At 56.2% G+C, this 13,671-nt stretch carries 11 protein-coding genes; 4 read left to right on the top strand and 7 right to left on the bottom strand.

The genetic code is table 11. The annotated features are described in order from the left end of the window. Positions 1 to 1,669: translational GTPase TypA (gene typA / locus MDG893_RS11515; protein ID WP_040474543.1), on the bottom strand; the 1,669-nt coding region annotated here is incomplete at its 3' end. Positions 1,670 to 2,227: 558 nt separating this feature from the next. On the opposite strand from typA, the gene glnA reads away from it, so the two are divergent. The 4 genes from glnA to ntrC all read left to right on the top strand — a co-directional run bounded on the left by glnA (position 2,228) and on the right by ntrC (position 7,172). Continuing rightward, positions 2,228 to 3,631: a glutamate--ammonia ligase gene (gene glnA / locus MDG893_RS11520; protein ID WP_007153965.1), complete on the top strand. Its 1,404-nt coding sequence runs from the start codon at positions 2,228 to 2,230 to the stop codon at positions 3,629 to 3,631. Between the two features lie 175 nt (positions 3,632 to 3,806). Next, positions 3,807 to 4,337 (top strand): DUF4124 domain-containing protein, encoded by a 531-nt coding sequence (locus tag MDG893_RS11525; RefSeq protein WP_007153966.1) that lies wholly within the window; start codon positions 3,807 to 3,809, stop codon positions 4,335 to 4,337. Positions 4,338 to 4,665: 328 nt separating this feature from the next. Next, positions 4,666 to 5,748 (top strand): nitrogen regulation protein NR(II), encoded by a 1,083-nt coding sequence (gene glnL, locus MDG893_RS11530; RefSeq protein WP_007153967.1) that lies wholly within the window; start codon positions 4,666 to 4,668, stop codon positions 5,746 to 5,748. Next, the gene (gene ntrC, locus MDG893_RS11535; protein ID WP_007153968.1) at positions 5,745 to 7,172 is read left to right on the top strand and encodes a nitrogen regulation protein NR(I); all 1,428 of its coding nucleotides are present in this window, start codon (positions 5,745 to 5,747) and stop codon (positions 7,170 to 7,172) included. The genes glnL and ntrC overlap by 4 nt, the downstream gene beginning before the upstream one ends. Positions 7,173 to 7,183: 11 nt before the next feature. Here ntrC and MDG893_RS11540 read toward each other — a convergent pair whose 3' ends face one another. The 6 genes from MDG893_RS11540 to MDG893_RS21330 all read right to left on the bottom strand — a co-directional run bounded on the left by MDG893_RS11540 (position 7,184) and on the right by MDG893_RS21330 (position 13,641). After that, a complete protein-coding gene (locus tag MDG893_RS11540; protein ID WP_007153969.1) occupies positions 7,184 to 10,957 on the bottom strand; it encodes a DUF6701 domain-containing protein in 3,774 nt (1,257 codons plus the stop codon). Further along, on the bottom strand, positions 10,954 to 11,367 hold the full coding sequence (locus tag MDG893_RS11545) for a pilus assembly PilX family protein (protein ID WP_007153970.1): 414 nt from the start codon (positions 11,365 to 11,367) through the stop codon (positions 10,954 to 10,956). Before MDG893_RS11545 ends, MDG893_RS11540 begins: the two co-directional genes overlap by 4 nt. Continuing rightward, entirely contained in the window at positions 11,357 to 12,136 is a 780-nt protein-coding gene (locus MDG893_RS11550) for a type II secretion system protein (RefSeq protein ID WP_007153971.1), read from the bottom strand. Before MDG893_RS11550 ends, MDG893_RS11545 begins: the two co-directional genes overlap by 11 nt. Beyond that, entirely contained in the window at positions 12,136 to 12,636 is a 501-nt protein-coding gene (locus tag MDG893_RS11555) for a type IV pilus modification PilV family protein (protein WP_007153972.1), read from the bottom strand. Before MDG893_RS11555 ends, MDG893_RS11550 begins: the two co-directional genes overlap by 1 nt. Further along, positions 12,636 to 13,082 carry a type IV pilin protein gene (locus tag MDG893_RS11560; protein WP_040474544.1) on the bottom strand — a complete coding sequence of 149 codons (447 nt, stop codon included), beginning with the start codon at positions 13,080 to 13,082 and terminating at the stop codon, positions 12,636 to 12,638. The genes MDG893_RS11555 and MDG893_RS11560 overlap by 1 nt, the downstream gene beginning before the upstream one ends. 79 nt (positions 13,083 to 13,161) lie before the next feature. Then, positions 13,162 to 13,641, bottom strand: coding sequence for a type II secretion system protein (locus MDG893_RS21330; protein ID WP_007153974.1), 480 nt, complete (start codon positions 13,639 to 13,641; stop codon positions 13,162 to 13,164). Positions 13,642 to 13,671: the final 30 nt, after the last annotated feature.

Consider the following 13,671-nt stretch of genomic DNA (forward strand, 5'->3'; position numbering starts at 1 on the left):
GGCCTATGACCTCGTCCTTGCCGGACGCGCGCATGTTGTCCAGCTTCTTTCCCTTGGTGGGGTTGATCACCAGATCGTTGTCACGGCTGTGAATACCACACAACTGGCCTTCGTAGACTTCCTGGCCGGGATCCAGGAACAACTTGCCCCGGCTCTGCAGTGTTTCCAGCGAGTAAGTCAGCGCAGCGCCCGTAGCCATTGACACCAGCACACCGTTTTGACGACTGGTCACATCACCACTCTTGATAGGACCGTAATGGCTGAAGGTTGAGGTCAGGATACCCGAACCGGATGTCATGGTCAGGAAGGCGTTACGGAAACCGATCAGCCCTCGCGCCGGGATCGTATATTCAAGGCGCATACGGCCCTTTCCGTCCGGCACCATGTTGGTCATCTCACCCTTGCGAAGCCCCATCTGATCCATAAGCGCACCCTGGTGCTGCTCTTCGATGTCGATGATGACGTTTTCGTACGGCTCCTGCTTAACACCGTCGATCTCACGGATAACCACTTCCGGACGCCCCACGGCAAGCTCGAAGTTCTCGCGACGCATGTTTTCGATCAGCACCGACAGGTGCAACTCGCCACGACCTGAAACCTTGAATTTATCTGCAGACTCGCCTTCCTCTACTCGCAGAGCAACATTGTGCAGCAGCTCTTTTTCCAACCGCTCTTTGATGTTGCGGCTGGTGACAAACTTGCCCTCCTTGCCACAGAACGGTGAATCGTTGACCTGGAACGTCATGGAAACCGTCGGTTCATCCACCGTCAATGGCGGCAGAGCTTCAACGTTGGCCTGGTCGCACAAGGTGTCAGAGATGTACAGCTCATCCATACCGCTGACACAAATAATGTCGCCCGCCTGAGCCTCGTCGACTTCAACGCGCTGAAGTCCGGAGTGGCCCATAATCTTGAGAATGCGGCCCTGACGCTTTTTGCCATTGGCGCCAATGGCCGTCACCGGAGAGTTGGTTTTAATCTTGCCGCGCATAATACGGCCGATGCCGATGACACCCAGGAAGCTGTTGTAGTCCAACTGGGAAATCTGCATCTGGAACGGACCGTCGCGATCGACATTGGGAGCAGGCACGTGGTCAACGATGGCCTGAAAAACCGCGTCCATGTTGTCGTCCAGCTTTTCGTGATCCATTCCGGCAATGCCGTTCAGGGCACTGGCATACACAATCGGAAAGTCCAGTTGCTCATCGCTGGCGCCAAGGTTGTCAAACAAGTCAAAGACCTGATCCACCACCCAGTCCGGACGAGCTCCGGGACGGTCAATTTTGTTCACGACAACAATCGGGTGCAGGCCCGCATCAAACGCTTTCTGGGTGACAAACCGGGTTTGTGGCATCGGACCATCAATGGAGTCAACCACGAGCAGCACGCAATCGACCATACTCATAACACGCTCGACTTCACCCCCGAAATCGGCGTGACCCGGGGTGTCCACGATATTGATGTCGTAGTCGTGCCACTTCAGCGCCGTATTCTTGGCCAGAATGGTAATACCACGTTCTTTTTCCTGGTCATTGGAATCCATGACACGCTCGTTTTCGAGCTCTTTGCGATCCAGCGTGCCGGACTGACGAAGAAGCTGGTCAACCAGTGTGGTCTTGCCATGGTCAACGTGGGCGATGATGGCGATATTACGAAGTTTATCAATCACAACTATAATCCTGCAGCATGCACTGAATGACCTGAGAGGTCTTCAGTAGGCGCAAAGCCCCTTACATGCCGTCTCAAATCCGTAAAATGAATTTCATTTGTCGGGCCGGGAAGCCCGAACGCCCCCTGAAGAAACTCAGCGTCTGCACTGAATACCTTGGGCAAAAATGAAGTGGCGCGCAGTATATAGCAAACTCACTTACGTTTATATGAAGAAAAACGCTTATCGGAGTAACGACCCAACCGCATCAATTTGGTGCGTTATGTCAGAGTTCGCACTATTTTGATGCACCATGAAAGGTCGACAGGACCACTCAAACAGCACATGTCGCTCCAAAACAGCCCGAACGCCTTGGTACTGCGCACTTGTGGCGCATGCATCAAAAACTGGCAAGGCTATTGCTTCACGCTAGACAGCCGATTTTACAGGTAACTCGCAACAGCTTTTGTTAAGCTGCCGTACCTGAAAGAAAGATCGGGAGTCAGCACTGCTGAACGATCCGGCAACAATGTACACAGAAATCGCCCGCACTGCGGGATAACTGACGGAGCTTGCACAATGTCCAAGACGATTGATCTGATCAAGGAACACGAAGTCAAATGGGTCGATATGCGATTCACTGACAGCCGTGGTAAAGAGCAGCATGTAACCCTGCCCGCATCCGAGGTCGACGAGGATTTCTTCGCCGACGGCAAGATGTTTGACGGGTCTTCTATTTCCGGCTGGAAGGGCATCAACGAATCCGACATGATTCTGATGCCGGTCGACGAAACGTCTGTCCTTGATCCTTTCACAGAAGAAACAACGGTTAACATTACCTGTGACATCGTGGAGCCCTCCACTATGCAGGGGTACGAGCGTGACCCACGCTCGGTCGCCAAGCGCGCCGAAGAGTACCTGAAGTCAACCGGCATTGCAGATGGCGCTCTGTTTGGCCCAGAGCCCGAATTCTTCGTATTCGACTCTGCAAAATGGAAAGTCGACATGCAGGGCTCGATGTACGAGCTGTATTCAGAAGAAGCAGCCTGGGTTTCCGGCGAAGATTTTGATCGCAATAACATCGGTCACCGCCCTGGCGTTAAAGGTGGCTACTTCCCCGTTCCGCCGGTCGACAGCCTCCACGATCTGCGTGGTGCCATGTGTGCCGCCATGGAATCCATGGGTCTGGAAATTGAAGTACACCACCACGAAGTGGGTACCGCTGGCCAGTGTGAGATCGGCGTTGGCGCCAACACCCTGACCCGCAAGGCTGACGAAGTTCAGATCCTGAAGTACTGCGTGCACAACGTGGCTCACGCCTATGGCAAGACAGCCACTTTCATGCCCAAGCCGGTTGTGGGTGACAACGGTTCCGGCATGCACGTACATATGTCCCTGAACAAGGACGGCAAGAACCTGTTCGCAGGCGACGGCTATGCCGGTCTGAGCGAGATGGCCCTGTACTACATTGGTGGTGTCATCAAGCATTCCAAGTCGATCAACGCCTTCACCAACGCTTCCACCAACAGCTACAAGCGTCTGGTCCCAGGCTTCGAAGCACCGGTTATGCTGGCCTACTCCGCCCGCAACCGTTCTGCGTCCATCCGCATCCCTTACGTGAACAGCCCGAAGGGCCGTCGAATCGAAGTGCGCTTCCCCGACGCCTCTGCCAACCCTTATCTGGCCTTCGCGGCTCTGATGATGGCTGGCCTTGACGGCATCCAGAACAAGATCCACCCGGGCGACGCCATGGACAAGGATCTGTACGATCTGCCGAAAGAAGAAGCCCTGAACATCCCGACCGTTGCCGAGACTTTCCAGGAAGCCCTGGATCACCTCGAGAACGACCACGAGTTCCTGACCCGTGGCGGCGTGTTCACCGAAGACATGATTGCTGGCTACATCGACCTGAAGCGCGGTGAAGTCGAGCGTCTGAACATGACCACACATCCGGTCGAGTTCGAGCTCTACTACTCCTGCTAATCCGTTCGTAAGGATCAGCAATTCAGAAAAGCCCCGCCTTGTGCGGGGCTTTTTCGTGTACGACCGCACATTTCGGCCAGCCTTAACGGAATGTAACCAAGCTGCCGGGTAATGGCGTTGAAATACTCATGACTGGCGCTGATAATCGGGTAAAACAATCAGACAGGTTGTCTCTATGAACGCACGGCTCGCACTATTCTCAGGCATTGTCGCTCTCGCGGCGTTTCCGGTTTCCGCCGAGGTCTATCGTCAGGTGGATGCTCAGGGCAACGTTACCTATACCGACGAGCCCGCGGAAGGCACGCCTGCAGAGGAAATCAAGGTGAAACCGGTCACCACGGTCACACTGCCAAAACTCGAAGCGGTCAGGGAACCAGAACGGTTGCGGGAAAAAGTGCAGCAGGAAGGATCCGTGTACGACAGCGTCCGTTTCCTCGCGCCGGGCGATGATCAGGCCTTCCACAGTGGCAGCGGCGACGTGGAATTCCGCGTGACCAGTTCACCCGGCCTTCGGGGCAGCCACAAGTACGAAGTGACACTCGACGGCCAACCGGTTGGCCAGAGCGCATCCGGGACGGTGATGGTGCGCAATGTGTTTCGCGGCACCCACGACGCAGGCGTCAACATCGTCGACAGCAACGGTGTTACCGTCAAGAGTGGCGAAACCATTACTTTCACCATCCACCGGCCCAGCGTCAACAACTGATGCACCCTTCCGGGGCCCCGACCGTTTCGAGCCGGGGCGCCATACAAACGCAGACCTGTAGCGGTTAGCGAACCACCACACCATTCCTGCCTGCACCACTTTAGTGCGATCGCACCATAAAAAAGCCATACTCTGACCATTCCCAGGGCGGATATCCGCGAGCAGGCTTTACGCAATGAGACTTCTGCACTACACCACGCCGTGTTCACAGGCCTGTAAGCCGCATGCCCGCTAAATGCGCACTGTCATCGCCATGAACAGCCAATGTGGTTCGTTTTTTGCAAAACTGCCTTAGCAACCCGCAAGGCCCATCAAAAGGGACAAACGAATGGTAATACCGGCCGGATACAAAAGCATCTTGGACAGCCTGACCACAGCCGTACTGGTGCTGAGTGACGGGTTACGAGTCCAGTACCTGAATCCTGCTGCCGAAAGCCTGTTTGAAACCAGCGTAACCAGAAGTAAAGGAGCCCCGATCAACGACATTCTGATCGACTCTGAAGACGCCCTGAAAACACTGTATGCAGCCGCCGAGAATGGCCAGTCGTACACCAGGAGGGAAGCGGAATTCATACTGACAAGCGGGTTGCGGCTGACGGTTGATTATTCGGTATCCCCCATAAGCCTTGAGCCAACGGAACTGTTGATCGAAATCCAGCCCCGGGACCGCTTGCTAAGGATCAGCCGGGAAGAGGACATTATCTCCCAGCAGGAAACCACCCGAATCCTGGTCCGGGGTATGGCTCATGAAATCAAAAACCCTCTTGGAGGTATTCGCGGGGCCGCCCAGTTGCTGGACCGCGAACTGCATAACGAAGACCAGAAAGAATACACCCAGGTGATCATTGCAGAAGCGGATCGGCTGCGAACCCTGGTGGATCGCATGCTCGGCCCAAACAAGGCGCCCAAACTGGCATCCACCAATATTCATGAGGTTCTGGAGCGCGTCAAAACCCTTCTGGAGGCCGAAAGCCGCGGTCGTCTGAACTTCCGAAGGGATTACGACCCCAGCCTTCCCGAGTTCCAGGGCGACAAGGAACAGCTAATACAGGCTTTCCTCAACATTGCCCGCAACGCCATGGAAGCCGCGTTCGAGAACCAGGCCGAGATGACCGGCGACGAGCAGCCAACCATCACCTTCCGTACACGTGCGTTGCGACAGTTCACCATCGGCCATAAGCGCCATCGCCTGGTGTGCCGTGTCGATGTTATAGACAACGGCCCGGGCATACCGCCGGATCTGTTGCAAAACGTCTTCTACCCGATGATCAGCGGGCGGGCGAGCGGCACAGGCCTCGGCCTGTCCATCACCCAAAGCATCATCGGGCAACATCACGGGCTTGTTGAATGCGAGAGCGAGCCTGGAAAAACCGATTTCATCATCTTCCTGCCCCTGGAGGAAAACCAATGAGCCAACCGGCAAACGTCTGGATAATTGACGACGATCGCAGTATACGCTGGGTGCTGGAGCGCGCCCTGAACCAGGCCGGTATGCAACCCCGGGTGTTTGAAAGTGGCGAAAGCATCATGATGAGGCTGGAACATGAACAGCCTGATGCCATTATCAGCGACATTCGCATGCCCGGCGTCGACGGTATCACCCTGCTCTCTCAGATTGTTGACGCGTACCAGGATCTACCGGTCATCATTATGACCGCCCATTCCGACCTGGAAAGCGCAGTGACCAGCTACCAGACAGGCGCGTTCGAATATCTCCCAAAACCATTTGATGTGGACGACGCCGTTGCGCTCGTGAAGCGGGCCGTCGCTCATAGCCACGAACGTCGGGCCAACTCGGAGCCGCAGGCCGAAAGTGCGCAGAGAAATGCCGAAATCATCGGTGAAGCCCCCGCGATGCAGGAAGTGTTCAGGGCTATCGGCCGGCTGTCCCACTCCAACATTACCGTCCTGATCAATGGTGAAAGTGGTACCGGTAAAGAACTGGTCGCCCAGGCCCTCCACAACCACAGCCCACGGGCCAGTCATCCTTTTATCGCACTCAACATGGCCGCGATTCCAAAGGACTTGATCGAGTCCGAGCTGTTTGGCCATGAGAAAGGCGCCTTCACCGGCGCAGCTGCCGCCAGGCAGGGCCGCTTCGAGCAATCCAACGGCGGCACCCTGTTCCTCGACGAGATCGGTGATATGCCCGCCGACACCCAGACGCGGCTATTGCGGGTGCTCGCAGATGGGGAGTTCTATCGGGTGGGCGGCACCACGCCTATCAAAGTGGACGTCCGCATCATTGCTGCCACGCACCAGGACCTGGAAAAACTCGTTCAGGCCGGTACCTTCCGGGAAGACCTGTTCCATCGCCTGAACGTCATCCGGGTTCACCTGCCAAAACTCGCGGAACGGCGGGAAGACATTCCGCGGCTGATGGAACATTTCCTCAAGCGTGCTGCCAAGGAACTGGCAGTGGAAACCAAGATACTGCGCCCGGAAGCCGAAGAATACCTCACCACCCTGCCCTGGCCCGGCAACGTCCGCCAGCTTGAGAATACGTGTCGCTGGCTGACAGTGATGGCCAGTGGGCGCGAAGTTCACATTGATGACCTGCCGCCCGAACTGGTGCAACAGGCCGAAGCACCAGCCACCGGCCAGACCTGGCAGGAAGGCCTGCGCAACTGGTCGGAACAGGAACTCAAACGCGGCCACAAAGGCATTCTGGATACCGCGGTGCCGGAGTTTGAACGCATCATGATCGAGACTGCATTGAAGCACACCGGCGGGCGCCGGCGCGATGCGTCCATTCTTCTGGGCTGGGGGCGGAACACTTTGACCCGCAAGATCAATGAACTGGGAATGGATCAGCCGGAGGGGGAGGAGGACTGACCCCCTTCCCGCTATTTTTCCTGCCAATAGATAACGCGGTCGTGGCCACGGTAGACTCCGAAGGTGGCCAGGGCTGAGGGCGCTTCGGCAGTACCATCCTCGTCTGAATCCTCGCGGAGCCATTCGTCAACTGTCCATGTCAGTCGATCTGTACCTTGGGAACCGGTCGCCTGAAGCCGCAAGGGTCCTGCCTCACCCGCAGTAAACGTGCCCGAATCCGCAACCATTGTGTGGTGATTGGCGGGGCTCGAAAGGGTCGCCGTTGTCCAGCTGGTGCAGTTGTCGGCGGTATTGGTCACGTAACGCGAGCCATTCCAATATTCCAGCCTGAAGGGCATCCGTAGCTCCTGAACATTTTCAGGGCCATAGACATTGTCCATGGACAGCCTGCCGAACCGGATGTCGAAATCCGCTGCTGGTGAGAACTGATACGGCGCACTGTCGGCACTGACGCCATCAGCGTCGACGATATCAGTCACACCATAGGTGAGAATATGATTCGAAGGGCCAAGAAGGCCGGGGGGTGGAGGTGGCGGGGTAAGGGGGCCAACCCGCGCTTCAGGAACCTTCAGGTAACGAACGGTATCACCAGCAGCATAATTGAACTGCAGAAGACCGGACTCGGGCTCGGCCGCATCCAACCCCCCTGCGGATACATTGGTACTGACCTCAATGCTCTCATTCTCACGGTTCACTGCCGAGCTGTCTTCGACGGGAAAAGTTCGAATCACGTCCTCCTTGACCAGCTTCTGGAATCCGGGCTCGGTGTAGTTCCGGGTACGAGCTCCATCCATCGACAGGGCTTCAATTGTCAGTGATGGGGCCAATAACCATGAAATGTCCTGCCCGGTGTAATTGAAAGGCGTTGGTGCACCGCAATTAGCACCCAGTGCGCCTTCGTCAATAGTGACCTTAAAACGATCGGGGTAAAAACGCCCCGTAGGTTCACTGATGCCCTTAGGCACCGTTTTACCAAGATACCCACCGGTTGCCGGCGTCGCTGTATAACGGAACACGCCAACCTCTGACATCTTTAGGCTGACCGTTTCAGTCGCATCCAATGACCGGGAATGGGAATAGCTAGAGGGCGACACAGTGCCATTGACACCACCCGAGGGCGCAACTAGTTCCGAGGCAATGGGGACCGTCAACATCCGGAAGTTAGGAGTAACAGGATTTGCATCACATAGATCGGTGTCAGTGTCGCTCTGCCAGCCAACAGCGGTGATCGACAGATCAAAAGGCTCATCGGCCCTGACGAATACGTCACAGGAAGAATCGCCCGCCGCACAAGCCCCTGCACTACTGACACAAAACCCCGCCGGGGCGCTGACAAAGGCATCTGAGCCTGGCATAGACAAGCCTTCGTCGTTATTCGCAGGTGATCCGTCATATCTGGCACCGAGGTCCAGACGCCCCGCATCCGGGTAGCTGACTTCAATCTCGGCGATACCGTCATCATCAAATGAGAGGTTCAGAGGTGTAGGCGCACTCTCGTCCCCACTGATATCCGTGTTGTTCACCGACAAGGGGCGATCAACAGGACGGCCTCCCGGGCCGGGATCCACATACGTTGACCAGAAATGGACTTCCCGCTCAACGTTTTCAAACGCTGGAACACACGCTTGGCTTGCATCGTCCTGCCGTACGGCTTGAACCTGCACCGGGCCCGAAGGCTTGTGGGATGTCAGATCGGGAATATCAAAAGCCAGCCCTGACTCAAAAAACTCCAGCTTGCAGTTTTCAGAAGACAGAGGACTGCTGCCGCGCCGACACAGCGTTACGGATTGAGGACGAGTTGATGGCTGCGAGCCCACCACATTGAGGACGACCTCACCGGCGACTGTATTCTGCAATACGAACTCGCCCGTCCCGCCAACAATCGTCACGGGATTGCCTCCCTGCCAGCCTTCAGTAGGCTCAAGCGTTGCCTCAACCGGGTCGGTAAAGAGTTCGTTGTCGTTACACCCTGCAGTGGCACAGGCACGGATGGTGACCGTTTCTGGCTGGCAGGTCAGCGCCACGCCATCATGAAGGATTTCAAAATGATCAACCTGGGCGCCCACCGGGTTCAGCTTGAGGGCGCACAACTGGAAGTCGTCCAGTTCATGGATATTGTTAGAACCGCCGGTGGAGCCCGTTAACGACAACAGGAAATTTTCTGGCACAGCGGGCTGCCCAGGTTCGTTCAGCGCATTAAAACTTTCCACAAGGATCTGGTAATTGTCACCAGTACCGGACACATCACGCTCCACCGATACCAGGGCCTCGCCGGAAACACGCGAGTCTACGGTGACCCGATAACGATGGGCAGACGGATTGTTTCCAGGCTGATCAATACCCGGAGATACACTGCCGGTTCCCCGCAAATACCGGTACCCACCCTGCTCTGCTCCCCTGACGGCAACTGCATCCCGTCTGAATCCCGCCCCTCCAACACGGCCTTCGTTGGAGTTAGAAAAATTACCAAACTCATCAAGACCTATACCAAGCCACCCGCCGGCAAATCCCGGATCTCCATTACTCCTCTGGGCGTACCCCAGGGACCCGCCATAACTTCCAGGCTGAGGCGTCACCCTCGCATCAGAAAGTACGACTGCCAGACCATCCGCGCCATTTCCCCCATAGGCGAAGTAATCGAATTCAATGATCACCAGATTTTCCGCACCCGGAATCTCGCGCTGAATAGTTGCCGCCGTGGCCTGGTTAGAACGGGCTTCCGTCATACGAAGACGCCCATTTACAATACTTGGCGTGAAATTTCCACGCGACACGGATGTCACCCAATCATCTGCAGACAGGCTGCCATCGAGATAATCGTCGGTGAAGCAAGTGAGCGCATCGTCGTCGCTCACATCCATAGTGATCACGTCGCCGCCGTGCTCCTGCCACCCACCACAAAAGAAGCCTAAAAAACAGTTCCGATACTCAACCGTCACTTGGACCGTGTATTGTCCTTCCGTATCAAACGTATCTGTCCGGGTAAGCGGCGACCTTGAGCAGCTGGATGATCCAGATACAGACTGAGCCACCGGCTGTCCGTCGACCAGCCATGTTTCACGCCAGTCCTGAGTCGAGAAAGTCGGCACTGGAGGGCAACTCGCCACATCAGCAGAAAACGAAACACTATCGTCGACGCCTACCGACACTGGGCCCACTGACTCACCATTGGCCGACAAATCCACGGGCCCCGCTGCTCCTGAATCACACAGCCCTTCCAACAGGTCGGTATTGACGTCGGAGTCAGAAAACTCTATGTCCCGGTTTCCGGTGGAAATCGCCCCTCCGGCGGCAACCGCACCGTCGATGTATACATTGTTCCCAATCGATGTCGAGCCAGCTGCGTATATCAGACCATTAATCACAACCCGGTTGTTTGCACTGTTCCCGCCACCTGCAATGCTGAGGCTTCCGCGCACAACAATAAGCAGTTGGTCTGGAGAGCCGGATTCGTTCAACCGGGTACCGCGATCAATTGTCAGATTGCCGTTGACGAATATGACCTTTTGCGCCCCGGGTTGAAGCACAAGTTCATAGCTACTTCCTGGCTGAGTGGATACATACTCCTCACCTTCCGATTGGGGAATTCCTGAGGGAGGCCAGGAGCCATTGGCCCAGTTCACACCAGTAAGGTCAAGGGTATTTCCCGATGCCTGCAGGTTGTCATTCACGCCGTCCGGCTGACTGAATACATCACTGCATTGTGCGGCATACGCCATCGGACCAACCATCGAACACAAAACAATAACCACGATCCGTGGTAACTCGCGCAGAATAGACATCATCGTACACGCACCTCCACCACCCTGGTTGACTGATCCGCCCCAACACCGCATTGCCCGGTACTGGTGATGGTAAACACCGTGTTGCCACCGGAACCGCCAATATTGGCCGTTACCGACTCGCAGGTCATGCGGGAGCGACAGCTTTGCAGTCCATCTGCATCATTAAAAACCAAGGGGCTGTTCAGCCCGGCACAGTCGGATGCCTCAAGCACGTCACGTACCGCAACCTGCGCGCCGCTTTCAGCCGCAAAAAATGCCCTCTGTGACTGAATCTGCAAGCTGACTGACTCACCGCTGGTCTGCTGCATCTGAGACATACCCAGAACCAGCAGCGATAGCACGGTGATTACGAAGAGGGCAACGGGCAGGCCTGCACCAGCCTGCTGCTGTTGGGATCTGTCAGGGAACATTGCGGATCTGTACCTCCTGACTGATGGAGGTGGATTCTCCGGTTTCAGTATCTGAAAGCACCAGACGGAAGGACACTACTGCACCACGCTGCAAAGTAGGGGGTGTAACCTCAAACAACAGTGATGTCGCCTCAAGGTTGGCTGCCAGAACCTCGCGCCCCGGATACGCGATTGGCAATCCGGATGCCACCGGCTCGTTGATACCGTAGTTTCTGTATCGATACAGCCAGCGGCCAGACTGGCAGAGCGCTATCGGATCACCAACAATATAAAATCGCTTCTCCGGCGATTTAGCGGAAAAACGATGAGGCGAGTCCAAGGCGACCGTCACTGGCGAAGCACCGGCAGGCATAGTCGCCAACGGCGACACTGGGCCGGGACTAGTCAAGTCGTAAAGATTACTTCCGTATCCATAGACCACAACCCGGCCCCTTGCGGAGCCTCCATCGGGAAGCGGCACCGCTTCAAACGAATCCGGAGTTGGCCCGCCGGGCAGACTCTCGTAGTTCGACGCAGCAATAATGGGCATCCATTCAATACAGGACCCGCTCGGATTGGTTCGAACTGATGTCGGCAAGGCCTCCCTCAACCCGCGGCTGATATGCTCGCTGACAACCACGCCAGAAAGTGCTCGCTGCTGACGGGACGCCACATCAACGGCACCACGGGTAGAGAGTGCCACGAACTGCACCGAAATCGTTGCGACAATAGCGAGCAGAACAATCACGATGACCAGCTCCACAAGGGTAAATCCTGCCACACGCCTCATCAGAAATTTGCCCTATAGGCCGAAAATGCAAACGATTGCCCTCCCGGAGCGAGAACCGTTAAATCGATCCGCTTGGCCTCTGAGCCGGGGAGCCCCACATCAGCACCGGCACAAGCCACCGAGATTGAAACAGAAAAGCCGGCATAGCCATCAAGCACTTCACCATCGTTATCGCGGGCGTTTTTCGGCGGGCTATCCGTCAAGTCGTTGTAATCATCAACGTCATCGTAGGTACCGCGTTCTTCACCGGCTTCTGCTCCTATATTGCAGCCGCCTGAATATTTCGGCACACCTCCCTGAGGCACTGAGTTGTCGTACTTCCGGGTAAGAATCTCATCCATGTACAGCTGCGCAAGCTCTACTGCTCTGGTCTGGTTCAACGGATCGGCGCTGCGACCACTGATGAGGGCAAAGGCCCCCACCACCCCGGCAATGGCCACACTGATAATGACGATGGTCATCACCAGCTCCACCAGGGTGGCGCCACGCTGTTCAGGCATCACGGCTGACAGCTCCCGCGATAGACTGCACCGAGGGAGCTCAGGCAGGATTCAAAGGTGCTGTCGCCAGTAAAGGTAAACTCGATATTGGTTCCGGTGCCCGGTGAACCGTCTGCTCCGAATGTCACAGTCAGTGGCAAGCCACTGGCAACAGACAAAGATGTTCCCGCCCGCGGCAGCTCGAACGTCCTCGCCCCGACGGTAAACCGGAAGTGCTCGGCACTCTGAGCGATGGTCAGACTGTTGGAAGGATTCCCTGCCAACGCTGCTTGTTGGGCTAGCAGCGTGGCGGAGGCAAGTTGCTGGGTGGCCAGCAAGGGAGAAAAGACAGAGCGGCTGGCAAAAAGGCCAACCCCCAGAGCGGAGAGAACCCCGATCAGGATGATGACCATGACCAGCTCGACAAGGGTGAACCCCGATGACATCGGGGCGATTCTTTTTCTCATGCCCCACTCCCGGATTTATCGTAACCCCAACACAAAAACGTAGGTCGAATCAGGCTTGCACTAATCCGACCTGTAATACTTAGCAGTCGGAGGTATCCACGGCGATGACCGGCGCGGTGTCCGCATCTGCCGCCGCAGTATAAGATACCTGGCAGTTGGCTGCGGTTGCAGCACCGTTCGCCTGAACCGCGATCGGATTGCCCGCAACGACTGTGTAGTCGGTACCGTTAATTTGCGAGGCATCGAGAATCCCGGCTTGTGTGGCCGCAGGATAACCGAATACCGTGTCGACAGTATCCCCGTCGAGATCAACCGTGCCGGTGGCGGCCGTAGGATCACATGCGGCCCTGGCCAAGCAGGCCGAGCGGACAATAGAGTTAGCGGAGCGAATGGAACCTGCCGCACCCTGAATGGTGCTGATTCTCGCGTCACCGCCTAAATCCGCAAACCTCGGTAACGCAAACGCCGCCAAAATACCCAAAATCACAATCACCATCACCAGTTCAATAAGGGTGAAACCTTTCTCTTTTCTTGTTGCCATCTGGTTCATCATATTCATGGTCTTCTCCTGCTTTTGCTGCTTTAAAAT

Source organism: Marinobacter algicola DG893 (genome assembly GCF_000170835.1).
Lineage (GTDB): Bacteria > Pseudomonadota > Gammaproteobacteria > Pseudomonadales > Oleiphilaceae > Marinobacter > Marinobacter algicola.